The organism is Streptomyces sp. CA-243310 (assembly GCF_050936775.1).
GTDB lineage: Bacteria > Actinomycetota > Actinomycetes > Streptomycetales > Streptomycetaceae > Streptomyces.
This window is the reverse complement of the sequence record NZ_JBNJMF010000001.1, coordinates 3,081,588-3,107,817: the sequence shown is the minus strand read 5'-3', so window position 1 is coordinate 3,107,817 and position 26,230 is coordinate 3,081,588. Positions and strand designations below refer to the sequence as shown.

General features: G+C 74.2%; 24 protein-coding genes. 14 read left to right on the top strand and 10 right to left on the bottom strand.

Annotation, left to right across the window (positions count from 1 at the left end):
• Nucleotides 1-77 precede the first annotated feature (77 nt).
• The 3 genes from ACQEVM_RS13890 to ACQEVM_RS13880 all read right to left on the bottom strand — a co-directional run bounded on the left by ACQEVM_RS13890 (nucleotide 78) and on the right by ACQEVM_RS13880 (nucleotide 5,019).
• Nucleotides 78-611 (bottom strand): GNAT family N-acetyltransferase, encoded by a 534-nt coding sequence (locus ACQEVM_RS13890; protein WP_433078435.1) that lies wholly within the window; start codon nucleotides 609-611, stop codon nucleotides 78-80.
• Nucleotides 612-843: 232 nt separating this feature from the next.
• Complete coding sequence (locus tag ACQEVM_RS13885; RefSeq protein ID WP_433078433.1) at nucleotides 844-2,049, bottom strand: alpha/beta hydrolase family protein; 1,206 nt, start codon at nucleotides 2,047-2,049, stop codon at nucleotides 844-846.
• Between the two features lie 141 nt (nucleotides 2,050-2,190).
• The gene (locus ACQEVM_RS13880) at nucleotides 2,191-5,019 is read right to left on the bottom strand and encodes an XRE family transcriptional regulator (RefSeq protein WP_433078431.1); all 2,829 of its coding nucleotides are present in this window, start codon (nucleotides 5,017-5,019) and stop codon (nucleotides 2,191-2,193) included.
• A 166-nt stretch (nucleotides 5,020-5,185) separates the two neighbouring features.
• Here ACQEVM_RS13880 and ACQEVM_RS13875 point away from each other — a divergent pair, with 166 nt between their 5' ends.
• Together ACQEVM_RS13875 and ACQEVM_RS13870 are read left to right on the top strand one after the other, a co-directional pair.
• Nucleotides 5,186-6,112: a hypothetical protein gene (locus ACQEVM_RS13875; RefSeq protein WP_433078429.1), complete on the top strand. Its 927-nt coding sequence runs from the start codon at nucleotides 5,186-5,188 to the stop codon at nucleotides 6,110-6,112.
• On the top strand, nucleotides 6,105-6,518 hold the full coding sequence (locus ACQEVM_RS13870; RefSeq protein ID WP_433078427.1) for a peptidase inhibitor family I36 protein: 414 nt from the start codon (nucleotides 6,105-6,107) through the stop codon (nucleotides 6,516-6,518). Before ACQEVM_RS13875 ends, ACQEVM_RS13870 begins: the two co-directional genes overlap by 8 nt.
• A 150-nt stretch (nucleotides 6,519-6,668) precedes the next feature.
• Here the strand turns inward: ACQEVM_RS13870 and ACQEVM_RS13865 are convergent, their stop codons facing one another.
• Together ACQEVM_RS13865 and ACQEVM_RS13860 are read right to left on the bottom strand one after the other, a co-directional pair.
• Nucleotides 6,669-7,736 (bottom strand): GNAT family N-acetyltransferase, encoded by a 1,068-nt coding sequence (locus ACQEVM_RS13865; protein ID WP_433078425.1) that lies wholly within the window; start codon nucleotides 7,734-7,736, stop codon nucleotides 6,669-6,671.
• Between the two features lie 54 nt (nucleotides 7,737-7,790).
• Complete coding sequence (locus tag ACQEVM_RS13860; RefSeq protein ID WP_433078423.1) at nucleotides 7,791-8,303, bottom strand: hypothetical protein; 513 nt, start codon at nucleotides 8,301-8,303, stop codon at nucleotides 7,791-7,793.
• A gap of 222 nt (nucleotides 8,304-8,525) precedes the next feature.
• Here ACQEVM_RS13860 and ACQEVM_RS13855 point away from each other — a divergent pair, with 222 nt between their 5' ends.
• From ACQEVM_RS13855 to ACQEVM_RS13840, 4 genes are all read left to right on the top strand, one after another.
• Nucleotides 8,526-9,095: an HPP family protein gene (locus ACQEVM_RS13855; protein WP_433078421.1), complete on the top strand. Its 570-nt coding sequence runs from the start codon at nucleotides 8,526-8,528 to the stop codon at nucleotides 9,093-9,095.
• A gap of 153 nt (nucleotides 9,096-9,248) precedes the next feature.
• Nucleotides 9,249-9,998 (top strand): VOC family protein, encoded by a 750-nt coding sequence (locus ACQEVM_RS13850; protein ID WP_433079993.1) that lies wholly within the window; start codon nucleotides 9,249-9,251, stop codon nucleotides 9,996-9,998.
• A gap of 58 nt (nucleotides 9,999-10,056) precedes the next feature.
• Nucleotides 10,057-11,100, top strand: a complete 1,044-nt coding sequence (locus tag ACQEVM_RS13845) for a PHP domain-containing protein (RefSeq protein ID WP_433078419.1) — start codon at nucleotides 10,057-10,059, stop codon at nucleotides 11,098-11,100.
• 110 nt (nucleotides 11,101-11,210) lie between these two features.
• Nucleotides 11,211-12,572 (top strand): NAD(P)/FAD-dependent oxidoreductase, encoded by a 1,362-nt coding sequence (locus tag ACQEVM_RS13840; RefSeq protein ID WP_433078417.1) that lies wholly within the window; start codon nucleotides 11,211-11,213, stop codon nucleotides 12,570-12,572.
• Between the two features lie 5 nt (nucleotides 12,573-12,577).
• On the opposite strand, the gene ACQEVM_RS13835 is transcribed toward ACQEVM_RS13840, so the two are convergent.
• On the bottom strand, nucleotides 12,578-13,441 hold the full coding sequence (locus ACQEVM_RS13835; RefSeq protein ID WP_433078415.1) for a UbiA family prenyltransferase: 864 nt from the start codon (nucleotides 13,439-13,441) through the stop codon (nucleotides 12,578-12,580).
• Nucleotides 13,442-13,520: 79 nt separating this feature from the next.
• On the opposite strand from ACQEVM_RS13835, the gene ACQEVM_RS13830 reads away from it, so the two are divergent.
• The 3 genes from ACQEVM_RS13830 to ACQEVM_RS13820 are packed head-to-tail and all read left to right on the top strand — an operon-like array spanning nucleotide 13,521 to nucleotide 16,157.
• Nucleotides 13,521-14,582 carry a type III polyketide synthase gene (locus tag ACQEVM_RS13830; protein WP_433078413.1) on the top strand — a complete coding sequence of 354 codons (1,062 nt, stop codon included), beginning with the start codon at nucleotides 13,521-13,523 and terminating at the stop codon, nucleotides 14,580-14,582.
• A gap of 13 nt (nucleotides 14,583-14,595) precedes the next feature.
• Nucleotides 14,596-15,135, top strand: coding sequence for an isoprenylcysteine carboxyl methyltransferase family protein (locus tag ACQEVM_RS13825; RefSeq protein ID WP_433079991.1), 540 nt, complete (start codon nucleotides 14,596-14,598; stop codon nucleotides 15,133-15,135).
• Entirely contained in the window at nucleotides 15,132-16,157 is a 1,026-nt protein-coding gene (locus ACQEVM_RS13820) for an NAD(P)/FAD-dependent oxidoreductase (protein WP_433078411.1), read from the top strand. The genes ACQEVM_RS13825 and ACQEVM_RS13820 overlap by 4 nt, the downstream gene beginning before the upstream one ends.
• Nucleotides 16,158-16,224: 67 nt before the next feature.
• On the opposite strand, the gene ACQEVM_RS13815 is transcribed toward ACQEVM_RS13820, so the two are convergent.
• Nucleotides 16,225-17,196: a hypothetical protein gene (locus ACQEVM_RS13815; protein WP_433078409.1), complete on the bottom strand. Its 972-nt coding sequence runs from the start codon at nucleotides 17,194-17,196 to the stop codon at nucleotides 16,225-16,227.
• Between the two features lie 183 nt (nucleotides 17,197-17,379).
• Between ACQEVM_RS13815 and ACQEVM_RS13810 the strand changes: the two genes are divergently transcribed.
• The 4 genes from ACQEVM_RS13810 (at nucleotide 17,380) to ACQEVM_RS13795 (ending at nucleotide 19,860) form a co-directional block, all read left to right on the top strand.
• Entirely contained in the window at nucleotides 17,380-17,697 is a 318-nt protein-coding gene (locus tag ACQEVM_RS13810) for a hypothetical protein (RefSeq protein ID WP_266953185.1), read from the top strand.
• A 90-nt stretch (nucleotides 17,698-17,787) separates the two neighbouring features.
• Entirely contained in the window at nucleotides 17,788-17,976 is a 189-nt protein-coding gene (locus tag ACQEVM_RS13805) for a DUF6381 family protein (RefSeq protein ID WP_266953183.1), read from the top strand.
• Between the two features lie 16 nt (nucleotides 17,977-17,992).
• On the top strand, nucleotides 17,993-18,505 hold the full coding sequence (locus tag ACQEVM_RS13800) for a mycothiol transferase (protein ID WP_433078406.1): 513 nt from the start codon (nucleotides 17,993-17,995) through the stop codon (nucleotides 18,503-18,505).
• Between the two features lie 194 nt (nucleotides 18,506-18,699).
• On the top strand, nucleotides 18,700-19,860 hold the full coding sequence (locus ACQEVM_RS13795; RefSeq protein WP_433078404.1) for a serine hydrolase domain-containing protein: 1,161 nt from the start codon (nucleotides 18,700-18,702) through the stop codon (nucleotides 19,858-19,860).
• Nucleotides 19,861-19,891: 31 nt separating this feature from the next.
• Here ACQEVM_RS13795 and ACQEVM_RS13790 read toward each other — a convergent pair whose 3' ends face one another.
• Nucleotides 19,892-21,244, bottom strand: coding sequence for a M64 family metallopeptidase (locus tag ACQEVM_RS13790; RefSeq protein ID WP_433078402.1), 1,353 nt, complete (start codon nucleotides 21,242-21,244; stop codon nucleotides 19,892-19,894).
• Nucleotides 21,245-21,376: 132 nt separating this feature from the next.
• On the opposite strand from ACQEVM_RS13790, the gene ACQEVM_RS13785 reads away from it, so the two are divergent.
• Nucleotides 21,377-22,726, top strand: a complete 1,350-nt coding sequence (locus ACQEVM_RS13785) for a tetratricopeptide repeat protein (protein WP_433078400.1) — start codon at nucleotides 21,377-21,379, stop codon at nucleotides 22,724-22,726.
• 10 nt (nucleotides 22,727-22,736) lie between these two features.
• Here ACQEVM_RS13785 and ACQEVM_RS13780 read toward each other — a convergent pair whose 3' ends face one another.
• The gene (locus ACQEVM_RS13780) at nucleotides 22,737-23,270 is read right to left on the bottom strand and encodes a putative immunity protein (protein ID WP_433078398.1); all 534 of its coding nucleotides are present in this window, start codon (nucleotides 23,268-23,270) and stop codon (nucleotides 22,737-22,739) included.
• Nucleotides 23,271-23,273: 3 nt separating this feature from the next.
• A complete protein-coding gene (locus tag ACQEVM_RS13775; RefSeq protein WP_433078396.1) occupies nucleotides 23,274-26,150 on the bottom strand; it encodes a TIM-barrel domain-containing protein in 2,877 nt (958 codons plus the stop codon).
• Nucleotides 26,151-26,230 lie beyond the last annotated feature (80 nt).

Sequence of the window (26,230 nt, the reverse complement as noted above, 5' to 3'; positions counted from 1 at the left end):
TATGACTCCCCCAAGTCCTTCTTTGCCCTCTCGGGGGCGCGAGCCCCTCGGGCGGCCTTGATCAGGGCCCTTCCCGGTCAGGCCTCGTACTCGGTCAGGTCGATGCTGTAGAGGGTGAGCAGCGAGGCGTACTCGGGGTGGCTCGTGTCGCGGTCCCGGTTCATGTCGAGCTTGCGCAGCACGTTCTCGGACTCGTCGTTGCCCGCCCGGTTGACGGCGATGACGCGGTCGAGGCCCCGGTCCTGGAGGGCGAACTCCAAGGTGGCCTGGGCGGCCTCGGAGGCGTAGCCCTGGCCCCAGTAGGAGCGGCCGAGCCGCCAGGTGATCTCGACGGCGGGCATCACCTCGGGCAGCCACTCGGGCACCGACAGTCCGACGGCGCCGATCAGCTCACCGGAGGCCAGCAGCTCGACCGCGAAGAGGCCGAAGCCCTCCTCGTCCCATTCGTCCTCCCAGCGCTCGATGGCGTCGGCGGTCTCCTCCAGGTCGAGCGTGGAACCGTCGCCGATCCAGCGCATCACCTCGGGGTCGGCGTTGATCTCCGACAGGGGGACGAGGTCGTCGTCGGTCCAGCGGCGGAGGAGGAGGCGGGGGGTGCGGATCTCGGTCATGCCCCACATCCTGCCGAACGTGTCCGGCCAGGGGTAATCGGCCCCCTCCCTGCCGCCGCATCGCAGGTTCATGACCCGTGCGGCGGTGCGGTTCCCGACGGCGGACGGGAGCCCTGCCGCCCGCCGGGGACGCACCGAGAGGGGGTTCCGTCCATGTCCCTCGCGACCCGTGGCGCACCGACCTGTGCCACCCCCGCGACACGCGCGGTCACCTCCTCGACGCGGTCGCGCCTCACCCGGTGACGGTGGTCCGACCGGCGGCGGACCGTGGCGCCCACGGGTTGATGAAGGACACCTCCGGGGCGTCGGCGGACGGGCCGTCCAGCACGGGGCGGGGTTTGCCCTTGAGGTGCTGGTCGAAGAAGGCGGCGACGTAGCGGCGGGTCAGCTCGACGGAGCGGTCGCCGGGCAGCGGGGTCTGCGGATCGGGGAGCCCGAGCTGATCCCCGATGGCGGGCCAGTCGGTGAAGGTGAAGTGACCGGAGCCGGCGAAGCTGATCCAGCGCTTCCAGCCGTCGAGGCGATGCCAGTCGCGGTCCCAGCTCGCGTCCGTGCCGGGGCCGTGGTCCGAGGCTCCCAGCAGCAGGAACGGCCGCCCGCCGAGACCGCCTTCGGGGACGGGGGTGAACAGCGTGCCGTCCATGTCGACGCCCGCCTTGACCCGGGGATCGGCCGCCATCGCGGCGGCGGCCGAGGCTCCGCCGATGGAGTGGCCCGCCATCGCGACGCGGTCCCGGTCGATCAGGCCGGAGCGGTTCCAGGCCGGGTGACGGCCGGTGAGGCGGTCGAGCAGGAAGGACACGTCACGGGCCCGGTTGTCGCTGACGCGCTTGTAGCCGGCCTCGTCGCCGACCTTCTCGCAGGCCAGGCAGGTCGTCACGCGTCCGCCGGGGAAGGCGGTACCCGAACTCTCGTAGGCGTGGTCCACCGCGGCGACCACGTAGCCGCGCGACGCGAGGTCCTCGGCGAGCGCGGTCAGGGTGGCGCGCGGGACGGTGAACCCGGGCGACAGGACGATCAGTGGGTAACGACCCTCGACCGGGCGGGCCCCGGAACGGGCGGAGGACTTCGTGCCGGCGAGGGACGCGACCGGGATCGCCTTGTCGAGCCCCCGGTCCACGAGGAGCAGCCGGGCCTCCTCGTCGGTGAGGTAACGCACGGGTCCGCCGGTGCCGGGCCGGGCCGGATAGCGCATGGTCACCATCAGCTCGCGCGGCCCCGAGCCCGCCCACGGGTCGGTGCGGCTCCGGTCCACCAGGTGCAGGGTGTCCTGCCCGACCGCGAACCGTCCGGTGGGGCGCGGTAGTTCGGGCAGTGCCCGGAGCGTGTCGGACACGACCGGCGCCTCGGCGGCGACGGAGGTTCCCGCGGCGGTGAGCGGGAGCGGGAGCAGCAGCGCGCACAGGGCTGCGACGGTGACGGTGCGGCGACGATTCATGTTCCCGACGCTACGCAGCGTCTCGTGACGGATCATCACCTCGGAGGAGGACGGACACGTCCACCTGCGGGGGGCCACGCGTCCACCTCAAGTAGCAGCGGAATCAAGCCGGAACGCGATCGGTCCGGCCGCCGGAGGCGCTCACCCGCGCTCCAGGCCACTGCACGGCGGCGCGTAGTCCAGGTAGGGCATGTAGGTGGTCCACTGCTCGCGGCTGATCCGCGGCCCGGCGTGCGCGCAGGCCCCCGCGGCGGCCCGGTCCCGGTCGGTGCCCGCCAGTCGGAGGGTGTCGTCGTAGCCGCCCGACGCCAGAACGCTCCCGTCGGGGCTGAACGCGACGGAACCGACGGCGGTGACGTGCCCGGTGAGGGTGGTCGACAGGGCCGGGTGGGCGGGTCGGGCCACGTCCCACACCCGTACGGTGCGGTCGTCGCCGGCGGTGGCGAGGGTGCGGCCGTCGGGGCTGAAGACCACCGAGCCGACCACGTCGGTGTGGCCCCTCAGGGTGGCGAGGGGGGCCGGATGGTGCCGGTCGGTGACGTTCCACAGCCGTACCGAGGTGTGGCCGCCTCCGGCGGTGGCGAGGGTGCGGCCGTCGGGGCTGAACGCGACGGAGAAGACGGTGGTGTCGTGGCCCTCGACGGTCGCCAGCGGCGCGGGGTGTGCGGGGTCGGCGATGTCGGTCAGCCGTACGGTGCGGTCCTCGCTCGCGGTGGCCAGGGTGCGGCCGTCCGGGCTGAACGCGACGGCGCGCGGGGCGTCGCGGTGCCCGGTCAGGACCGCCGCCTCGACGGGGCGGGCGGGATCGGCCACGTCCCAGAGTCGTACGTCGCCAGTGGGGGCGGTGGTGGCGAGGGTGTGTCCGTCGGGGCTGTAGGCGAGGGCGCGTACGTCGCCGCCCCGGGCGACGGGTTCGGCCGCGAGGGTGGGGTGGGCGGGCTCCGCGACGTCCCAGAGCCGCACGTTCCCGTCGGCGGAGGCGGTGGCGAGGATCCGCCCGTCCGGCCGGTAGGCGACGGCGCGCAGCGCGGCGCGGTGACCGGTGAGGGTGGCGACGGCGACGGGGCGGTCGGTACCGCGGACGCTCCAGAGCCGGGCGGTTCGATCCCCGCCGGCGGTGGCGAGTTGACGGCCGTCGGGTCGGTAGGCGAGGGCGACGACCTCCTTGGCGTGGGCGGGGAACGAGGTCATCAGGGTGCTGAGGAGGCTGTCGCGGGTGCGGGTGGTGGGCGAGAGCCGGTGGGCGGTCAGGCCGAGTTGGACGGCCAGGCCCGGTTCGGTGTTGGTGAGGCCGCTCGCGGTCTCGGCGAGATTCTGCGCGACGGCGTCGTTGCGCTGCCGGGTGACCTCCTCCTCGGCCCGTACCGCGTTGCCGGTGGCGACCGCGGCGACCACCACGAGGGCGCCGAGCGAGGCGACGAGGATCCGCAGTCGGCGGGTACGGCGGCGCGCCGAGTCGCCGGCCGCGTCCTCCGCGGCGGCGGAGGCGTCGAGGAACTCCCTTTCCGCGACGCTCAGTCCGGCGGGGCCGGGGGTGTCGAGGAGGTCGCGGACGAGGGTGAGCCGGGTGCCCCGCAGCAGGGAGCCGGGGTCGCGCCCCACACCCTCCCAGGCCCGGGCGGCGTCGGTGAGCTGTCGGTGCCGGCGCAGCAGCTCCCGGTCCTCGGTGAGCCAGCCGCGCAGGCGGGGCCAGGCGCGGATCAGGGCCTCGTGGGTGAGTTCGACCCGACCGTGTCCGAGCGTGAGGAGCCTTTGTCGGGCCGCCCCGGCGAGGACGGCGTCGGTGTCGGCGCCCTGGTCGAGTTCCTCGCGGGCGACGGGCCGTTTGGTGTCCTCGGTGCCCTCTCCCAGGGCGATGAGGTGGACGAAGACCTGGCGGGCCAGCTCTCGCTGACGGCCGGTGAGTGAGGCGTACAGGGTTTCGGCGGACTGGGCGAGGGCGCCCTCGAATCCGCCGGCGGCGCGGAAGCCGTCCAGGGTGAGCGCGGCGCCCCGGCGGCGACGCCAGGTCTCCAGCAGGGCGTGGGAGAGCAGGGGCAGGACGCCGACACGGCCGTGCGCGTGGGCGACGAGGGTGGCCTGGAGGGAGCCCTCGACGGTGAGTCCGGCGCGGCGGGCGGGTTCGACGACGGCCCGGCGGAGTTCGGCGGCGCTCATGGGCCCGACGAGGACCTGGGCGTCGCGCAGGACGTCGACGAGTTCCGTGTGGCGGGTGCAGTGCGCGTAGAAGTCGGCGCGCAGGCACAGGACGACCCGGCAGCGCGAGCCGGGCCGGCGCGCGGCCCCGTCGAGCGCGGTGATGAACCGGGCCCGCTCCCCGGGGTCGGCGCAGACGGTGAAGACCTCCTCGAACTGGTCGACGATCAGTACGAGTTCTCCCGCGTCGGGGTCGTCCCGCCCGCCCAACGCCTCGGCGACGGCGCGGGTCGGGTGCGGGCCGGGGGTGAGGACCCGCACGGCGCGGCGCGGGGCGTCGGCGCACAGCCTGGGCAGCAGTCCGGCGCGCAGCAGGGAGGACTTGCCGGCTCCGGAGGCTCCGACGAGGGCGAGGACGCGGTGCCGGGCGAGGGTGGCGACGAGGTCCTCGACGAGCCGTTCCCGCCCGAAGAACAGTTCGGCGTCCTCGGCGCGGAAGGCGGCGAGCCCCACGTACGGCGGGTCCTGGCAGCCTTCCTCGCCGGCGAGCAGGTCCGGGGTCTCGACGGCCAGTTCGACGGCGACGGCGTGCCAGCGGCGTTCCCACTCCCCCGGGTCGCCACCGCAGGCCCGCACGTAGGACAGGGTCACGTCCAGGCTGGGCAGCCGGCGGCCGGCGGCGGCTCCGGACAGGGTGGCGACGGAGTAGTGGGCGCGGGCGGCGAGATCCCTGTAGGGCGGCGATCCCGCCTCGTGGCGCAGCCGGCGCAGGGCGCCGGCGAACGCCGGCAGGGGCCCGTCCCCACCTTCCAGCGGACGTTCCTTGCGTGCCATGCGCGGCCCCTTCCCCTGGGTGCATTCCTGCCCTTCGGGGTGGATTGTTCAGCAATTGTTTGTTCACTGCCAGGGCGCCGACGCCGAACAACGGAAGGCGGCTAGACCTGATTCCGGCACCACGGCGAACCCGCCGTGAACACCCGGAAAGGGGGGCACTGCGCGGATGAACCGAACACACGTGACGACGATGACGGCGGCGGCCCTGACGGCGGCCCTGACCCTGGGCGGCTGTGGATCCACCGCCTCGCAGCGGGAGTCGGGGCCGGCGCGGGAGCCGAGCGCCGCGCAGTCCCGGCTGCTGGAACGGGCCGAGCAGATCCTCATCGGCGCGTGCATGGCCGAACGGGGGTTCGTGTACGCCGTCACGGAGCCGGCACGGGAGGGGGAGGCGCAACGCTCGTTCCCGTACGGGGTCGACGACGTGGCGTGGGCACGGGCCCACGGCTACGGAGGGCGCGACGAGCGGGCCGCCGCCGAGACCCGGCGGGCCGACCCGAACCAGCGCTACTTCGCCGGGCTTTCGGCCCCGCGGCGGGCGGCGGCGCGTACCGCGCTCATGGGTGCCTCGCCCGTGGGGCTGACGGCCACCACCCCCACCGGGATGACCCTCACGGCGGGCTCCGAGGGGTGCGTGGCGGACGCGCAGCGCGCCCTGTACGGGGACCTGCCCGGCTGGTTCCGCGTGAAGGTCGTCACGATGAACCTGCGGCCGGTCCGGGAGGCGCGGGTGCGCGAGGACGCGCGCTGGACGGAGGCGGTCGGGCAGTGGTCCGCCTGCATGCGGGCCGCCGGCCGGCCGTACGCCACCCCGGCCGACTCCCGCCGGGCCGCGGTCGAGGCGACCGCCGGCGTCCCGCCCGGGAAGGCCGATGCCACCGAGACCGCGCTGGCGGTCACCGAGGCGACCTGCGCGACCGGCACTTCGCTGGCCCGGGTCTCACGAACTCTGGACCGTGCCCACGGCGAGGAAGTCCGTGCGGAGCACCAGGACGACATCGACCTGAGGCGACGGTTCCAGAACGACGCGCTCCCGAAGGCGGAGCGCGTCGTGGCACGACACACCCACCGAGAAGGAGATTCCCATGCGTAAGTTCCGCACGATGATGCTGGCCTGCGCCCTCGCGGCGCCGTTGTTCGCCGTCCCCGCGGTGCTGACCCCTGCGGTCGCGGCTCCCGCCGACAGCGCGGGCGTGGCGGCCGACGGCAACTACTGGGTCTGGGCGGACACCAACCGCGGCGGCCCGTCCTGCGGCTGGAGCGGCAACGACTCCGACTGGCGCACCTGTGGGAGCAGCGGCAGCTACAACATGAACGACCGGGCCTCGTCCTGGTGGAACAACGGCTACGCCGGCTCCCTGGGCGACGTCCGCGTCTACGAGCACATCGGCTACACGGGGGCCTCGACCTGCGCCCCGAACGGTTCCGCGGGCAACATCCCGTGGGAGTGGAACGACCGGATCTCCTCGCACAAGTGGGTGACCAACTGCGGCTTCTGAGGGGCCGTGGAGCGGCCGTCCGGTGATCGCCCGGACGATCCGCGTCGCCTCTCCGTCTCCTCTCCGTCGGATGGTCGGCGGAGGGGCGGCGGGGTCTCCCGGGCTTCGACCGCCCGGGAGGCCCTCGGGGATCGTCGGGGACGTCCGCGGCTACAGCGGGTTCAGGCGGTACCGGACCACGCCGTCGTCGGTACCGGACTCCTGGAACCCGGCCCGCCGGACCACGGCGTGGGAGGCCGCGTTGTCCTCGTCGACCCTGGCGTGCAATCCGGTCAGGCCGGGCTGCTCGAACGCCCAGCCGGCCAGCGCGCGGAGCGCCTCGGTGGCGTGGCCCCGACGGCGGGCGGAGGCGACGAGGTCGTAGCCGATCTCGGCCTGGCCGTCGGGGTCGGGGGCGCCGTGGAAGCCGATCCCGCCGATCGCGCGGTGGTCGCGGGCCCGGACGATGGCGTACGGGCCCCAGCCCGGCCGGTACTCGCCCACCTCGTGGGCGAGCCCCACCATCCCGGCGCCGATGCGGGTGCCCTCGGCCGGCCCGTCCTCGGTCCACGCGAAGCCCCCGGTGCCGCCGGAGTGCAGGTCGGCGGCGGCCTCCGGGCCGATCTCGCACAGGATGACGCCGACGCCGCGGATCGGATCGTTGTACCAGCGCCAGTTCCCCTGGGGGGCGAGGTCGGGGAGGTCGGCCCGGCCGGTGGCCGCGAGCAGCGAGTCCCAGGCGTCGCCGGTGGTGGACAGCGGCGCGTGCGGGAAGAGCCGGTCGAGGACGAGGGCGGCCGTCCGCTCGGAGCCCCGCCAGGCAGTGGCGCCCAGACCGTTCAGGATGTCGTGGCAGTGCAGCAGGGTCTCGGCGGCGCCCATCGCGGCGAAGCCGTCGGGGCCCGCCGAGCCGGCCGGGTGCCAGGCGCGGACGTCCGGCCCGGCCGCGTGCACGGCGGCCGCGAGCAGTCGTCCGCTCGCCTCCACGAGGTCGACGACCCCGCCGGGAGGGGTGTCGGGGGCGGCCGTGACCCGCAGGGGCAGCCAAGAGTCGGTGACCCGGCCGGCGAGCTGCGCGGCGAATCCCGTCAGGTCCCCGGCCAGGTGGACGGCGGTGTCGTGGCAACTCCACTCCAGGCCCGCCGCCGGGACGGACCAGTCGAGGTGCGCGACGCCCCGCAGGGCCCGGACGGCGTCGGAGACGGCGTGGTCGAGGTCGTGCGGGCCCATGATCGTCATGTCTTCAGACTAGACCCGCCCCGTGTCGACCCACAGCGCCGATTCGACGCGCGGTCAGTCCGGGAGCGGGCTCGCGCACCGGGAGCAGTACCGGGCGTCCCGTTCGGGGGCGAGTCGGCCGCAGTCGGGGCAGACCCGGTGGAGCAGGCAGGCCGTTTCACCGCCCTCGACGGGGGCGGCGGCGGGCGGAGCGCCGGCGGGGCCCGGGCCGATGCCGAGGCCGGGGCGGCGGGTGTGGACGGTCAGGTACGCCACCCCGTCCGGGCCCGCGGTGAGCGTGCGACGACTGTTCCTCGGCAGCAGAACGGTGACGTGGGGGCGCAGGTCGTGCGAGCGGCCCCCGGTGTCGAGCCGGCCGGCCCCCGCGACGACGACCAGCAGCACGTCGAGGACGGGTTCGGCGTGCTCCGCGATGACCGCTCCGGGGCGCAGCCGCACCAGGTTGGAGTCGAGCCCGCGGGTGGTGTCGGTCAGGCGCCACAGCGCCCCGCCGGCGTCCGCGGGCGCGCCGGCGATCACCGCGTCGAGGTCGACGGGCACCTCGTCGAGGTGCGAGTGGGTCGTCATGCTCGTCCTTCCCTGCGTCCTCGGCGGGACCGCGCCGGTGCCCATGGCAGTCATACACGATCCGCCGGGGCGCGCCGGGCCCGATGGCCCCTTTGCCCCACCCCGCGCGGGTTGTCGTACCGGCGGACGATAAGGTCGTGGGCACCACCTGCCCACGTCACCGCCTGCCGCTGCCTCGTACGGCCCCTGCGGGCCGCCCGCATCGGAAACACCCTGCCGCACATGACCACAGACACCGCGCCGTACCCCGGCACGCCCCCGACCCCCGCGGCCGATGTCGTGCCCGCGCCGCGCACGCCGCGGATCATCACCGGCAGGGCGCCGGCCCGTCCGACCGCGGCGGCGGCCTTCCACAGCGTCAGCGCGGCGACGACCGTGCTCCTCGGCCTGGTGGGGATCGGCGCGATGCTCCACGAACCGGTGCTGATCCCGCCGCTGGCCGCGAGCGCCGCCCTGGTGCACAGCGCGCCCACCCTGCCGCTGGCCCAGCCGCGCGGGGTGCTGCTCGGCCACCTGTTGGGCGCCGCCGTCGGGTACGGGGTCCTCGCGGCGGCGGGCGGCAGCGCGTGGGCCGCCGCCGTGGCGGCCGGCGTCACCCTGGCCCTCCTGATCGTCGCGCGGACACCGCACTCCCCCGCCTGTGCCACGGCCGTCGTCGTGGTGCTCCAGGGCCCGGATGCCGCCCGGTTCGTTCCGCTGCTGTTCGGCTCGACCGTGCTCCTCGTCCTCACCGGATACGCCGGATCCCGGATCCGGCGCAAGGCCCCGAGGTACCCCGCCTACTGGTGGTGACCCGACCGGGCAGGCGCGCCTGCGCGTCACCCGGGGTGCCGGGGCGCTACTTCTTGTGGTCGGACGGCGCGACCACGGTGGCGGTGAAGGGCGGAGCGAGCGGTGAAGATCTCGACGAGGGACGTGTTCGGGGCACCCTGTTGGGTGAGTCTGATGGCCCGGGACCTGGTGGCGTCCCAGCGCTTCTACGGAGCGGTCGTGGGCTGGACCTTCCGCCCGGCCCCCCTCGGCGACGCCTTCTCCGTGGCCCGACTGGAGGGTGTGCCGGTGGCGGGCATCGGGGCGCTCGCCGCGGATCTGGCGGTACCGGTGGCGTGGACGCCGTACTTCGCCGTGGACGACGTCGACGTGGCGGTGAGCCGGATCCGGGAGCGCAGCGGCACGATCGCCGTCGGCCCGGTGTCCTTCCCGAACGGCGGCAGGGCCGCGCTGGCGGCCGACCTGGACGGTGCGGTGTTCGGGATCTGGGAGGGGGTCGTCTCCACCGACTGGCGGTCCGACGAGGGGCGGGCCCCGGCCTGGCTCGAACTGAGGACCCGCGACGCCTTCGACGCCGCGATCTTCTACGGCGGGGTACTGGAGTGGGCCACCGGCAGGCCCGGCTGCTGCGAGGTCTCGTACGAGGAGGACCAGGTCGTGCTGCGACACGGCGGGGAGGCCGTGGCCCGGCTGAACAGCGGTCCGGTGGAGATGGCCTCGTACAGTCCGCACGCCAGGCCCCGCTGGCACGTCCACTTCCGGGTGCCGCTGCTGGAGCCCGCGGTCGAGGCGGCGGTCGAGCTGGGCGGGCGGGCCGTCTCGGAGGTCACGTCGAACACCCGGGAGCGGTGGGTCGCGCTCCGCGACCCGGACGGGGCCCTGTTCACCCTGACCGCCTCCCTCGTGCCGCCGGCCGCGCCGTGATCCTCCGATGTGCCCGCTCCGCCGTCCCTTGCCACACTGGGCTCAGGAGGTACCCCCGATGGACCCGGTCGCCGCGCTGAACCGGATCGCCTTCCTGTTGGAGCGCGGTCAGGCCCCGACCTACCGCGTACGGGCGTTCCGCACGGCCGCCGCCGCGGTGGAGCACCTGGGCGGGCCGGAGGTCGCCGAGCGGGCCGCCGCCGGCTCGCTGGAGTCCGTGAAGGGCCTCGGGCCGAAGACCGCGACGGTCGTGCGGGAGGCGCTCGGCGGGGAGATCCCGGAGTACCTGCGGAAGCTGGAGGACGAGGTCGCGGCGCACCCCGACGGCCCGCCGGCCAGTGCGCGGGCCCGCGCGCTGCGGGCGGCCCTGCGCGGGGACTGCCACCTGCACTCGGAGTGGTCCGACGGCGGGAGTCCGATCGAGGCGATGGCCCGGGCCGCGGCCGAGCTGGGGCACGAGTGGGCGGTGCTGACGGACCATTCGCCGAGTCTGAAGGTGGCCCGCGGGTTGTCGCCGGAGCGGCTGCGCGAGCAACTGGCGGTGGTGGCGGAGCTGAACGAGGGCTGGAAACCGTTCCGTCTGCTCACGGGCATCGAGTGCGACATCCTGGCGGACGGTTCGCTCGACCAGGAGCAGGAGTTGTTGGACCGGGTCGACCTGGTGGTGGGTTCCGTCCATTCGAAGCTGCGGATGGAGTCCCCGGCGATGACACGGCGTTTGCTGACGGCCGTGCGCAATCCGTCGATGGACGTACTCGGCCACTGCACCGGCCGACTGGTGACGGGCCGGACCCGGCCGGAGTCGGAGTTCGACGCCGCCGCCGTCTTCGCCGCCTGCGCCGAGTCGGGTACGGCGGTGGAGATCAACAGCAGGCCCGAACGGCTGGATCCGCCGCGCCGGTTGCTGCGGCGGGCCGCGGAGATCGGCACGCTGTTCGCGATCGACACGGACGCGCACGCCCCGGGCCAGTTGGACTGGCAGTTGACCGGCTGTGAGCGGGCCGCGGAGTGCGGGGTGGCGACCGAGCGTGTCGTGAACACCTGGAGCGCGGAAGGCCTGCTGGAGTGGACCCGAACCCGCCGACCGCCCGCACCGGTCTGACCTCGCGCCCCCCGTCGCGACCACACCGTCCCGAAACGGATGTGCATGGACCGCTTGCGCGGGGCAGACGACCGGGCACGGAACCACCGCACTGCGAAGGGACGTACACCGTGTCGCGATCGAGGATCCTCGTTGTGGGCGCCGGCTTCGCCGGGGTCGCGTGCGTACGGCGACTGGAGCGCCGCCTGTCCCCGGCCGAGGCGGAGATCTCACTGGTCACGCCCGCCTCCTACCAGCTGTACCTGCCCCTGCTCCCCCAGGTCGCCGCCGGCGTGCTGACCCCGCAGTCGGTGGCCGTGTCCCTGCGGCGCAGCAACAAGCACCGGACGCGGATCATCCCCGGCGGGGCGATCGGCGTGGACACCAAGGCCAAGGTCTGCGTCATCCGGAAGATCACGGGCGAGACCGTGGACCAGCCCTACGACCTCCTCGTACTGGCGCCGGGCAGCATCACCCGCACCTTCGACATCCCCGGGCTGGTGGAACACGCGCGGGGCATGAAGACCCTCGCGGAGGCCGTGTACCTGCGCGACCACGTGATCGCCCAACTCGACCTGGCGGACGCCAGTCAGGACGAGGCCGAACGCGCCTCCCGGCTCCGGTTCGTGGTGGTGGGCGGCGGATACGCGGGCACGGAGACGGCCGCCTGCCTCAACCGCCTCACGCGGCACGCGGCCACCCGCTACCCGCGGCTGGACCCCCGGCAGATCAAGTGGCACCTGGTCGACCTCGCACCGAAGCTGATGCCGGAACTCGGCGACAAGCTCGGCACGGTCGCCCTGGACATCCTGCGCCGGCGCGGGATCGAGGTCTCCCTCGGCGTGTCGGTGAGCGAGGTGAACGCCGAGAAGGTCACGCTCACCGACGGCCGGGTGCTGCCCAGTCGGACCCTGATCTGGACGGCCGGCGTCACCGCGAGCCCGCTGGTGTCCACCCTGGGCGCGGAGACCCTCAAGGGCCGGCTGGTCGTGCGCCCGGAGTTGACGGTGCCCGGGGTCGACGGCGTGTTCGCCCTCGGGGACGCGGCGGCCGTACCGGACGTGGCGAAGGGCGGCGACGCGCTGTGCCCGCCGACCGCCCAGCACGCGATGCGCCAGGGCAAGGCCGTCGCCGACGGTGTCATCGCCACGCTGCGGAACCAACCGCTGCGTCCTTACGTGCACAAGGACCTGGGGCTGGTGGTGGACCTCGGCGGCCGGGACGCGGTCTCCAAGCCGCTCGGCATCGAACTGCACGGCCTGCCCGCGCAGGCGGTGGCGCGCGGCTACCACTGGTCTGCGCTGCGGACCAACGTGGCCAAGACCCGGGTGATGACGAACTGGCTGATCAACGCGGTCGCCGGGGACGACTTCGTGCGCACCGGCTTCCTGGACCAGCGGGCCGCCACCCTGAAGGACTTCGAGCACACCGACGCCTACCTCTCCCCCGAGCAGGTCCGCAAGCACACGGAGTCGCTGCGGGCCGGGGGCTGAGCGGTTCAGCCGGCGCCCCGCCCCAACAGCAGCACCACGTCGGCGGCGGCGACCGCCAGCGCGCCGAGGAACGGCACGCGGCCGCGGGCCCGGAAGGTGCCGGCCACCAGCAGGCCGGTGAACGCGAGCAGCCCCCAGCCGTACGCGCCCACCGGTCCCGGCGGCCCGGTGACCAGGGCCGCGGTCGAGCCGAGCAGGAGCATGCCGGCGACCGCGGCCGAGCCGCGGGCGCCGAGCCGCTGGGGCAGTCCGGTGACGCCGGTGGCGAGGTCGTCGGCGATGTCGGGCAGCACGTTCGCGAAGTGCGCACCGGCGCCGAGCAGCGCGGCGGCGCCGGTGAGCCAGGCCGGTGGCCACGGTGACCCGGGCAGGCCGAGCGTCACGAAGGCGGGGAGCAGGCCGAAGGCCAGGGCGTACGGCGCCCATGACACGACCGTGCGCTTGAGCCACAGGTTGTAGCCCCAGGCGGCGGCGACCGCGACCAGGTGCACGACGCCGGCGAGCAGACCCGAGGCCAGGGACAACGGAACGCACACCAGCAGCGCCACGAACGCGGCGACGGCCACCGAGGCGGGCCGTGCGGAGCCCGCGACCAGCGGCTTGTCACGCCGCCCCGTGGCCAGGTCGCGGCGCAGGTCGGCGCGGTCGTTGCTCCAGCCCACGGAGAGTTGGCCCGCCGCGACCGCCCCGGCGGCGAGGGCGCAGCCTGCGGGCCCCCGTCCGGCAGCCAGGGCGAGGGCGGCCGTGAAGAGCGTCACGGCGACCGCCGGCACGGGGTGGCAGGCAGCCAGGAGGCCGGCCGTCCGGGTTCCGGCGCGGGGCCGCGCGGGGGCGTGTACGGCGGGCGGGGTCTGTCGGGTGACGGGCACGGCGCCACGCTATGCGTCGACGGCACGCCCGGTTCACCCGAATCCTCACGAACTGTCAGTTGTTCCCTATGTTGGGTCAATGACACGTGTCCTGGCAGTGAGCAGCGTGTTCCCGTCCCACCGCTACCGGCAGTCGGAGATCACCGAGGCCCTGGCCCGCTTCCTTCCGCCGGGTGCGGACACGGCGCTGTTGCGCCGTGTCCACGAGTCGGTCCGGGTGGACAGCCGCCATCTGGCGCTCCCCCTGGAGCGCTACGGTCCGTCGAACGACTTCGGCACCACGAACGCCGCCTTCGTCGTCGCCGCGCTCGAACTCGGCACGCGCGCTCTCGAACTCGCCCTGGCCGAGGGCGGTCTGTCGGCGGGTGACGTCGATCTGGTGATGTCCACGACGGTCACCGGACTGGCGACGCCCTCGTTGGAGGCCCGGATCGCCGGCCGGAGCGGGCTGCGTCCCGACGTGAAACGGATGCCGCTGTTCGGCCTGGGCTGCGCGGCGGGCGCCGCCGGTCTCGGCCACCTGCACGACCAACTGACCGGCCGGCCCGACGACGTGGCCGTGTTGCTGTCGACCGAGCTGTGCTCCCTCACCCTCCAGCCCACGGACACCTCGATGGCGAACCTCGTGGCGGGGGCCCTCTTCGGGGACGGCGCCGGGGCGCTGCTGGCGGTGGGCCGCGACCATCCGCTGTACGGGACCGGCGCCGGGCCGACGGTGGTGGCCTCCCGCAGCCGACTGTATCCGGGGACCGAGGACCTGCTCGGCTGGGACATCGGCCATTGGGGCTTTCGCATGGTGCTGGGTCGGGAACTCCCCGACCTGGTCCGGCTGCACGTGGTGGAGGAGGTCGAGACGTTCCTCGCCGGGCACGACCTGAAGCCGTCCGACGTCGACGCCTGGATCTGCCACCCCGGAGGTCCGAGGATCCTCGACGTCCTCGCCGAGACGCTGGGCCTGCCGGACGCCGCCCTCGCCGCGAGCCGGGGGTCCCTGGCCGAGGCGGGCAACCTTTCCTCCGCCTCGGTCCTGCACATCCTCGGCGGGATCCAGGCCGCCGGGCCGCCCCCGCCGGGATCCACCGGGCTCATGATCGCCTTCGGCCCGGGCTTCGCCTCCGAACTCGTCCTCCTGCGCTGGTGATCCCCTCATGTCGATGAACCTGTACCTGCTGATCCTCGCCCTGGTCGCCGTGGAACGGCTCGCCGAGCTGCTCGTGGCCCGGCGCAACGCCGCCTGGAGCCTGGCGCGCGGCGCCCGGGAGCACGGCGGTGGCCACTATCCGGCCATGGTCGCCCTGCACACCGCGCTGCTGGTGGGTTGCGCGGTCGAACCGTGGGCGGCCGACCGGCCGTTCCTGCCCGCTGTGGGTTGGCCGGCGCTCGCGCTGGTGGTGGCCGCGCAGGGGCTGCGCTGGTGGTGCATCGCCACGCTCGGCCCCCGCTGGAACACCAGGGTGCTCGTCGTGCCCGGCCTGCCCCTGGTCGCGGCGGGGCCGTACCGGGTGCTGAGCCACCCCAACTACGTGGCCGTGGTGGTCGAGGGGCTCGCGCTGCCGCTCGTGCACTCCGCCTGGCTGACGGCGGCCGGTTTCACCGTGCTCAACGCGCTGCTGCTGCGGGTGCGGATCCGCTGCGAGGACACCGCGCTCACCGGGGCCCGTACGACGACCCCGCTCGTGGGCTCCGCGTCGTGATCGACCTGCTCGTGGCCGGCGGTGGTCCGGCGGGGCTGGCGACGGCCATCCACGGGGCCCTGGCCGGGCTGGAGGTGGTGGTGCTGGAGCCCCGGCCCACGCCGATCGACAAGGCGTGCGGGGAGGGGCTGATGCCCACCGCCGTGCGGCGGCTGGAGGAGCTGGGCGTACCGGTGGCGGGCCGGCCGTTCCGGGGGATCCGGTACGTGGACGGCGTCAGCGGGCTCCGTGCGGAAGGGCTGTTCCGGGCCGGTCCCGGGCGCGGGGCCCGGCGTACCGACCTTCAGGCGGCGCTCGCCGAACGGGCCGCCGCCCTGGGCGTGCGGGTGCTCCCCCGGCGGGTGACCGAGGTGCGTCAGGACGAACACCGGGTGAGCGCGGCGGGGCTGACCGCCCGCTACCTGGTGGCCGCCGACGGCCTGCACTCGCCCGTCCGGCGCGGGCTGGGCCTGTCCGCGCCGGTCGTGCCCGGTCGGCCGGTCCGGTACGGGCTGCGGCGCCACTACGCGGTGGAGCCGTGGAGCGACCTGGTGGAGGTGCACTGGTCGGCCCGGTCCGAGGCGTACGTGACCCCGCTCGGGCCCGATCGGGTGGGGGTGGCGGTCCTGACCTCGGAACAGGCGCCGTTCGACGTCCAGCTGGCGCGGTTCCCGGTCCTGTCGGCGCGGCTGCCCGGGGCGCCCGGGGCGCCGGTCCGGGGGGCGGGGCCGTTGCGGCAGGGCGCCGTCACCCGGGTCGCGGGGCGGGTGCTCTTCGTCGGGGACGCCGCCGGGTACGTGGACGCGCTCACCGGGGAGGGGCTCACGCTGGCGGTGACGGCGGCGGGGGAACTCGTGCGGTGCGTGTCCGCCGGTCGGCCGCAGCAGTACGAGCGGGCCTGGCGGGAGCTGTCGCGGAGCTATCGCGCGCTGACCGGCTCCCTGGTGTGGGCCCGGGCGCGGCCGGGGCTGGCCCGGCGGATCGTGCCGCTGGCCGCCCGCCTGCCCGGGGTGTTCACCCGCGGGGTGAACCTGCTCGCGTAGGGCGGGCCGGGGCCCGTGCACGCGGGAAGGCCCCGGCGGAGGTCCGCCGGGGCCCCGTTTCCCCGGGTCAGACCCGGTCGACCCGCTTGGGCCGGTACATGAGCGCCACGCCCGCGAGCACCGCGCCGGCGCCCGCGCAGAGCACCGCGGTGACGCCCGCCCAGGCGTGCGGGCCACCCAGCGAGCCCTCCAGGGGATCGACGAGCGCCATGCCCGCGATCACGTGCAGCGCCACGACCGCGAGGGCCGTGACGGCCCCGGTCCGCCACACCGCCGGGGTGTCACGCGCCATCAGCAGTCCCCCGGCCACGAGGCAGAGGAACGCGACCGCGAGGGGCGGCACGTCGCCCGGTCCGAGGACGAACGGGGCGGTCGGGTCGCCCGGCAGGTGCAGCACGCCGCACAGGAGCAGCACGGCGGCCACCGGCCAGCGCAGCACGTGGCGCAGCGCGCCCCCGGCGCGCGGGGCGGGGGGACGGGGTTCGGGCCGGGTCACCGGCGGGCGCTCCCGCCGCGGTGCCGCGTGGTGGTCGGCCAGGGGGTGGGCGGACGGCGGTCCGGCGTGCGGCGGGGGGTCGGCCGGACCCTCGGCCCGGTCGGTGTCGAGGTAGCCGGCCAGCAGGGCCACGTCCTCGATGGACCGGCCCACGGCGGCGGCGCGCAGCGTGACGTCGGCGTCGACGTCACCGTGCGGGGGTTCGCCGAGCAGGGCGACCATCCGCCCGACCTCGTCGACCGGCCGGGAGACCGCGGCCGCCCGGAGTGCCGCGTGTCCGACGTCGGGTTGCTGTCCGGTCCGCTTCAGGAGGCTCACCAGTGCGGTGACCTCCTCCACCGGCCTGCACGTCGCCGCCGTCTCCAGCAGGGTCTGTACGGGTTCCGCGTGCGGCTCCTCGGCGGGGACGGCCGGGGCGGGCGGGGGGTGTCCGGGACCGGTCGGATCGTCGTGCCGGTCCTGATCGTCGTGCCGGTCCTGGGAATCGGGGATCTCGTGGCGGCCTTCGGGGTCGGTCGCCGCGAGGGTTATGGGGTCATTCATGGAAAGCTCCGTTCGCCGACACACGGGTCTACACGTCGCGCGCCGGTCATCGTGCGTCATGGGAAGCGCACGCTTGGTCACATTCAGCGGCACATCGGCGCACTGCGCCATTCGGGGCGGGCAAACGGGGGGCCGGCGCGCCGGTGACGATTCCCCCGGCGAGTCGCGGGCAAGCGCTGTGACATGACTGTCTACGTCGTCACCATTCCCGGCACCCTGCTCACGGAGCTGTCCCCCGAGGCCCGCACGCAACTGGTGCGCGCGCTGCGACCGGCGGATCCGCGCGGCACCGATCTCGGCGTCAAGGAGGATCTGGACATCCTGTCGTTCTACTCGGGCTCGTCGGCGTTCAGCCTGCACCTGGAGGTCGAGGCCGCCACGACGAAGGAGGCCCAGGCCGCGGCCCGTGAGCTCGCCTCGTCGGCGCTGAGCGGAGTCGGCCTGAACCAGGAGACCGCGCCGTTGGGCGATCCGGTGATCACCGGCATCGCGGGCGAGTAGAACGGCGCCGCGACCCTTCGAGATGCGTGCGCGCCCGACTGCTGATTGCCTGGTTGCGCCCGCTCTCCCCCACGGAGTCAAGGAGCGATCATGAGTGTTGCAGGCGAGTCCGGCCGGTCCCGGCAGCTGCGGGACAAGGCCCAGGAGATGAAGGCGGCGGCCGAGAAGTCGACCGACCCCCAGGAGCGCACGCGCCTCCAGGACAAGGCGCGTCGGCTCCAGGAGCAGAGCGAGATGGAGGGTCGCATGATGGACGACCCCGGCATGGACCTCCGCTAGTGGGACGGCTCGCTCCGTGAAGGCGACCGACGTCCTCGTCGACGGGTTCGGACGCGTCCGGGAGGTGGTCCACGAGGTGGTGGACGGGCTCTCGGCCGACGAGCTGAACGCGCGGGTGGACCCGGCCGCGAACTCCGTCGCGTGGTTGGTCTGGCACCTGACCCGGGTGCAGGACGACCACGTGGCGGACGCGGCGGGCGGGGAACAGGTGTGGCACACGGGCGGCTGGGCGGATCGGTTCGCCCTGCCGCTGCCCGCCGACGCCACCGGCTACGGGCAGAGTCCGAGCCAGGTCGGCAAGGTGCGCGTCGAGTCGGGCGAGATCCTGTCGGGGTACCACGACGCGGTGCACGAACGGACCCTGGGGTACGTGCGCTCCCTCGCGGCAGCCGATCTGGACCGGGTCGTCGACGAGGGCTGGGACCCGCCGGTGACCCTGGCGGCGCGGCTCGTCAGCGTGCTCTCCGACGATCTCCAGCACGCCGGCCAGGCCGCGTTCGTCCGGGGTCTGCTGGAACGACGCGGGTAGCCGACTTCGCGAGGCGGCGCGATGTCCGTACCCTCGCCGCGTACCCGGTGGGCGCCGACGGCGGTCTGCCGGGAGCGGCGAAGGGATCCGGTGGTGCCGCACCGATGAGTACGCGCCCTCCCGGGAGTCTGGATCGGGAGGGGCCCCCGCCGTCCGGCGCGGTGGGCCCGAGCGACATCGGCGGAGGTGGCGTCATGAGCGGCCTGAAGGACATCCTGGAACCCCCTGTGAGCAGCGGTTCCCTGCCCGGGGCGGTGGCCCTGGTGGCCCGCGGCGGCGCGGTGGAGGTGGCGGCCGTCGGTGCCGCCGAGGCGGGCGGGAACACCCCGATGGCAAGGGACTCGATCTTCCGTGTCGCCTCGCTGACCAAGCCGGTGACGGCCGCCGCGGTGATGGCGCTGGTCGAGGACGGGCGGCTCGGGCTCGCGTCGCCGGTTCGGGAGTGGCTGCCCGAGCTGTCCGCGCCCGTGGTGGTCCGCACGCCGTCGAGCACCGTGGACGACGTGGTGCCGGCCGCCCGGCCGATCACGGTCGAGGACCTTCTATCCTTCCGGGCCGGGTACGGGTTCCCGTCGGACTTCACGCTCCCCGCCCTCGCCCCGCTCTTCGGCGAACTGCGGCAGGGGCCGCCCCGACCACAGCTGGTCTCCGAGCCGGACGCCTGGATGAAGACCCTCTCCCGCATCCCGCTGCTGCACCAGCCTGGTGAGGCCTGGCTGTACAACACCTGCTCGGACATCCTGGGCGTGCTGATCGCCCGGGCCTCGGGGCAGTCGCTGCCGGAGTTCCTGGCGGAACGGATCTTCGCGCCGCTGGGCATGACCGACACCGGTTTCGCGGTCCCCCCGGCGGACCTGGGGCGGTTCACCGGGTACTACCGGGCGGATCCCGGGACGGGCGGGCTCGCCGCGGTGGACGCGCCCGCGGGGCAGTGGAGCCGGATGCCCGCCTTCCCCTCGGGGGCCGGCGGGCTGGTCTCCACCGCGGACGACCTGTACGCCTTCGGCCGGATGCTGCTCGCGGACGGCGCGGCACCCGACGGGAGCCGCCTGCTGTCCCCCGCGTCGGTGCGGGAGATGACCACGGATCGGCTGACCCCCGAACAGCGCGCGGCGGGGGCGCTGTTCCTGGAGGGCCAGGGCTGGGGGTTCGGTGGTTCCGTCGATGTCGCCCCGGTCGATCCGTGGAACGTACGGGGGCGCTACGGCTGGGTGGGCGGCACCGGAACCGCCGCGCACGTCGTGCCCGCGACCGGCGCCGTGTCCGTACTGCTGACCCAGCTCGAACTGACCGGACCGACCCCGCCCCCGCTGATGCGCGCGTTCTGGACGTACGCGAACGGGGACCGGGTCTGAACGACGCCCGGGGCGACAGGCCGGGTTCCGCTCAGCGGCGGACGTGCCAGTCGACCGTGGTGCGCAGGGTGCGGGCGATCTTCGGGTCGCGGACCGAGGGGGTGCGGTCCTCGACCCTGACGGACAGGGTCCGGGTCCGTGCGCCGGAGAGGTACAGGTCCGACACCCGCACCTCGGTCCGGCCCGCGAACCTCCTCAGTTCCCGGCCGTCGAGGTACCAGCGCACCACGAGTTGCCGTCCGTCGGGCGCCGCCAGCCGGGGCACCGCCGTCCTCGCCGTGTCGCGCGACCGGAGGGTGCGGTCGGTGGGGGTGAGCGGGGTGACGGTGTTCGCGTGGCGGTGGAAGCCGGCGATCATCGCCTCGACGCCGGGGAGGTTGAAGGGCTTGTCCAGGACCCGCATGAGCGAGTTGTCGGTGGGTCGGTTCAGCCCGGTGACGTAGTAGCCGCCGCCCTCGTACGCCCCGACCCTGCCGCCGTCGGGAGACTCCTCACCGAGCCACCGGTACCACTTGGCGCGGGTCCGGGCCATCCGGTCGGCGCTCAGCGTCGAGGTGTTGGAGTCCGAGGGCTCGGGGCCGGTGTACTTCTCGTAGTCCGGGGAGCCCGGGTAGAAGTACTCGTCGGCGAGCTTGCCGAGGGAGTGCCCGGTTTCGTGGATGGCGACCTGGCCGGACTTGGCGTTTCCGGCCGAGGCGGTGGAGATGCCCTCGTAGCCGAGGGTGGGGCTGGGTTCGTTGTAGCCCGCCCCGCCGTACTTGGAGCTGTTGGCGAGGACGATCACCAGGTCGGCGGCGGGAGCCTTCGCCACGTAGGTGTCCACCTTGGGCTGGTCGACGCAGAGCAGCCGTTCGATGTCCTCGCACCAGAAGTAGGACCCGAGCGCGGTGTCGCGGACGGTGCCCGGGTCGGGGTCGCCCGACACCCCGGACTCACGGGACACGGCGTCGACGGTCCAGACGTTGAAGAGCCCGCGGTACGTCGCGTAGGGCTCGACGGCCGCGATCTCGCCCCATTTGCGGCGGGCGTCCTCGTGGAACCGGTCGAGTTCGGCGGTGGTGTAGCCGTCGCCGACGACGACCACGTCGAGACGGTCGCTCGTGGGACCGTTGTCGACGAGGGCGGTGACCTCGCCGTCGACTTCCCGTTCGGCGGCGGAGAGCCGGGGCGCGGCCTTCGCCCGCCCGGCGACCGGTACCCGTACGTGGCCCGACCCCGCGATCCGGCCCTCTTGCGGGCCGGGTATCTCGATCTCCACGCCGGTGCCCGCGGCGCCGGACACCGGAGCGGGTGTCGGTGCGCCGGCGGCTCCGGCGGGTACCGCGGCGAACAGCACCGCGGTCGCCCCGGCCGCGGCGACGACCAACCGGACGGTTGAGTTCAAGGGGTCCCCCTCGGAGTTGAACGCGTTGATAATCAGACTTAACTGGTTGCTTAACCTAGGGGTGCGCGAGGGGCGTGCGCAATGGACTACTCCGGCCGGATGCCGGAGAGTTCACGTGAACAGGGGGAAGACATGGACGAACAGGCCTTGATCGGCATCCGGGTTCATCGACTGCGCACCGAACGCGGCCTGACACAGCGGCAGTTGGCGGAGCCTGCATACACCCCGGCCTACATCTCCACCCTGGAGTCGGGCCGGGTCCGCCCCTCCGAGGCCGCGCTGCGCTTCCTCGCGGAGCGGCTCGGCACCTCCTACGAGGAACTGGCGACGGGCCGCCCGCCACACCTGGCAACGGAACTGCGACTGGCCCTGACCGACGCCCAGCGGGCACTGGCCACGGGCGCCGCGGACGAGGCCGCCGCCCACTACCGGCGCCTGCTCGCCGACGCGGAGCTCCTCGACCTCACCCCCGAGCGGGCCGAGGCCCTGCTCGGTCTCGGCGACTGCGCCCTGGAATCCGGTGAACTGGCCTCCGCCACCGCGCATTTCGAGGCGGCCGAGCGGCTCCTCGCGGGCGAGCCGCTGCCCCGTCGCGCCCGGCCGATCCGCGGCCGGGCCGTCGCACACCTGCTGGCCGGTGAACTGCGGTACGCCTGCTACCTGCTGGAATCGACGATCGACGAGCTGAACGCCGGCGGCTTGGGCGACCCCGAGGCACTGGTGTTGCTGTACGCGGCGGCGATCGGCCCGTACATCGACATGGGCGCCCACGCGCGGGCCGCCCGCGCCGCCGAACTCGCCCTGGCGCTGGCCCCGCACGTGCAGGACCCGGCCCTGGTCGCGGGCATGCATCGACAGGTCGCCCGCACCTTCCTCGCCGAGGGGCGGGTGGCCGACGCCGACGCGTCACTGGCCAAGGCCCAGGAGGTCTATCGACAGTTGCGGATGCGCACCGACCTGGCGCACTGCCACTGGATGCGCGGCTACGTCCAGGCCCAGAACGGCGAACTCAAGGCGGCCGAGGTCGAGTTGCGCACCGCGCGGGAGATGCTCTCGGCCAAGCGTGCCGCGCTGTACACCGCCCAGGTCGAGGTCGAGCTGGCCGACGTGCTGCGCCGGCTCGGACGCCACGACGAGGCCGCCGGGCTGCTCTCGGCCGTGCTGGAACTGGGCGACAGTCACGGCGCGGTCCACGCGGGCGGCGCGCACCGGCTGCTCGGGCTCATCGCGGAGGAGCGCGGGGAGGTCGAGTCCGCGGAGGAGCACTACGTCCAGGCGCTGGCCCTGTTGGAACGCAGCGGGGCGACCGGGGACCTCGCCGACCTGTGCCGACTGTTGGGCGACCTGTTGCGCCGTACGGGCCGGATCGAGGCCGCCCTCGACGCGTACCGGACGGGTCTGGGCCACCGCGCCTCCCCGGGCACCACCACGCTGGGCCCCGCGCCGACGGGCCTGACCGCCGCTCCCCCGCGGGCCGGGTGAGCGCCCGGACTCAGGTACGGAGCACGGCGTCGAGATCGCGGATGTGCTCTCCCACGCGTCCCCCTCCGGACGGTGCGGCGGGCAGCCGGCCGAGTACCGCGCCGACGGCCGCCGGCGCGTGGTCGCGCGCCCATTCGAGGGTGCCCCCGGTGACCCGTACGTCCTCGCCGCTCTCCCGTTCCTCCGCCCGCGCCGCGTGGGCCGCCGCGCCGAGGATGTGCTTCACCTGGTGGGCGCTCGCCTTGGGGTGGAGGAACGCGGCGGCCGCCGCGTGGCTCGCCGCTCGCGCCGCGTCCGCCGCCGCGGGCGAACCGGCCTCGCCCGCCGCCTTGTAGGCCGCCCACGCGCTCTGCCGCAGGGCGGTCGTGCGCCGGCCGCCCGCGGCGAACTCGTCCGCCGCGTCGATGGCTTCGCGGGGGCGGGGGTCGACGGGAGGGTCCTGTTCGAAGATCGGCAGCGCCCTGCGGGCACACGCCGCCGCGTAGCCCGTGATCTCACGGAGTTCGTGTTCGCTCAGCTCGATCGCGTTCGACTCGGTTGGCATGCGTCAATCATGCCGCAGGTCCCGTCGAGCCCCCGCGTCGGCGAGGGGAGCATTGCCCGGGAGCGGCGACGCGCGGCCGGTGAGGGTGAGTTCGGCGACACTGGCCCAAGGGCCCCGGGCGCCCGCCTCGCCGAGGACCCTCACCCTGAGGTGGCGGCCGGTGGCGGCGGACAGGGGGATCGACGTGGCTGCCGGGGTGTCGGGGAGGGTGCCGGTGGCGACCGGTGGACCCCAGGCGGTGGGGTCGTCGGACACGTACACCTCGTAGCGGCCGATCCGACCGTTGACTCCGCCGTCCTGTCGGGGCAGGTGGCCGAGGGAGTCCAGCGCGTAGCGGGCGCCGAGGTCGATGCGGATCTCGTGCGGGAGCGCCGCCGGGGCGCCCGTGGACCAGGCGGTGTGCCAGAACGTCGCCGGGTCGCCGTCGAAGGCGTTGCGGGCGACGCCGTTCTCGGCCGCGGTCTCCTGGCTGTCCGCGGAGAGCAGGCTCCAGGCCGACGAGGGGACGGGGGCGGAGTCGGCGGGAACCGGGTCGGCCGGCGGGATGCCGGCGCCGGTGGCCGCGACGGTGAAGGCGCCGGACGTGGTGCCGGTCTTGACCCACAGGACGCCGGACCGGTCGGCCGGGTCGAAGAACCAGCCGGTGGCGGCGGACTCGTAGGCCTTCTTCGTGGTGAGTCGGGTCAGGGCGGAGCCGTTCGCGGTGAGGGCGGAGGGCGCGGAGGACACGTGCAGGGTGAGTTCGTAGGCGCGCGAGGCCGGCTTGCCGGCGTAGTCGCCGACGGGAGCGCCGACCTTGACGGTGATGTCGCCGACGCCGGTGGTGGGCGCGGTGACGGCCACCCGCTGACGGGCGAAGGCCCCCGACTGGTGGGCGCGGGTGCGGCCGTCGTCCTCGTACAGCTCGAAGGAGGAGGCGCCGCGCGGGTGGATGTCGTAGGTGAGGGTGGAGACCGGCTTCTCGCCCGTGTGGTTCATCTGGGGCCACATCGGCACGATGGCGCCGCCCTTGACGAACAGCGGGAGCGTGTCGAGCGGGGCCCGGTGGCCGTCGAGCCGGCCGGGGCCCTGGTAGGTCTTGCCGGTCCAGTAGTCCGTCCAGGTGCCGGCGGGCAGGTGGATGCCGTCGCGGACGGCGGTGTCGGAGACGACGGGGGCCACGAGGAAGGAATCGCCCGCCATGAACTGTCCGCTGGTCTGGTTTCCCCGGGCCACCGGGTCGTCGGGGTACTCCAGGACCATGGCGCGGGTACTGGGCACGCCGCTCTCGTGGGCGATGCGGCTCATCGTGTACAGGTAGGGCATCAGCCGCATCTTGAGCTGGAGGTACTTCCGGTTGATGGACAGGTAGGGCTCGGCGAACCGCCAGGGCTGCTTGTCCTGGTAACCGGCCCGGGGGTTGGTGGCGCCCCACCCCGACATGGTCATGAAAGCGGGGGTGAAGGCCTTCCACTGGAGGTCGCGGACGTAGGTCCGGGGGCTGCCGCCGAAGATGCCGTCGATGTCCCCGGAGGCGTAGTTGAGGCCGGACAGCCCCGCCCCGGTGATGGCGGGGACGTGCCACCGCATGTCGTCCCAGGTGCCGTTGGTGTCCCCGGTCCACACGACGGCGTTGCGCTGGGTGCCCGCCCAGCCGTCGACGGTCCAGACGTAGCGGCGGGCGTCGGAGTTCTTCTCGATGCCGTCCACGGCCTGTTGGACACCGTCGAAGGCGTACTTGTAGCCGCTGCCGATCCAGGCCACGTCGGTCTTCACGCCCCGGCTGCCGGCCGCGGCGACCTCGTCGGCGATGGAACCGAGACCGGTGGAGGTCCACAGGCCCGTCTGGAAGCCCTTGGCCTTGAGTGCGTCCACGGTGGACTTCAGGGGCGCGGTGTAGCCGCAACCGTACCCGTCGTTGGGCAGGAACCAACCCGAGGGCATGTCGGCGTCGCGGGCGTCGCGGGCGTACCCGACGACGTCGGGGGTGGTCTGGTGGCGCAGACGGCCGTGGTCGCCCTGGTAGTCGGGGTTGGAGGCGTTGAAGCAGTCGGCGTTGCCGAGTTCGAAGCCCCACATCGGCGCCAGGAAGGGCTTCCCGCTCACGTCGGTGTACGCGTCGAGGACGCCCTTGAGGGAGTCCCCCGCGAAGTACCACGCGTCGAAGCGGTTCTCGTCGTGCGTGAGGGTGGTGGGTGCGTTGAAGCCGTAGGCCCCCGGGGCCCATGTGTTGCGCATGACACCGTAGTTGTTGGTGGACATGTAGAAGGGGGCCGGGCTGGCATTGGTGTTCTCGCGCCACTTGTTGTCGACGGCGACGGGAACGGTCTTGCCGCGCAGCGCCCACTCCCCCAGCCGCAGGCCCGTTCCGTAGAACTGTTCGTCGGCTCCGCGGGTCAGGTACTGGGTGGTGCGGCCGCCCGACCAGGAGGTGGGCCGGCTCTCCTCCCAGACGAGTGTGGAGTCGTCGGCCCGCAGGACGGAGAACCGCAGGGGTGCCTTGTGGACCCGGATGGAGAGGGCTCCGGTGGTGATCCGGTAGTACGTTCCGGCGTCCGTGGAGGAGGAGTCGACGGGGCCGAAGTCGGTGGTGGGCGCGAGGTCCGAGCCGGCCGGGTCGTCGGTGAAGCTTCCGTCGGGGGCGAGCCGGAGCCGGAAGACGTCGGCGCGGGCGACGACCACGCGCGCCTTGGCCCCGCTGGTCGTCGTCACGGTGTAGGTGTTCCCGGAACGGCTGATGCCGGTGACGTCGCCCGCGGTGCCGGGGGCCGCCGAGGGCGCCGCGGTGGCGGGGCGGGCGATCGGCCCGGCCGCGGCCAGCCCCGCGACGGCGAGGGCGGCGGCGAGCAGCGCCGCGGCGCACCGTCGCCGCGGATTCCTGCTGAAGCGTGTCAGTGTCATGGGCAGCTCCTCGTGCGGTCCGGGCCTCGGACACACCGGCTTGGCATGCTCTCGGCAACATAGCGGCGGATGGAGATCAC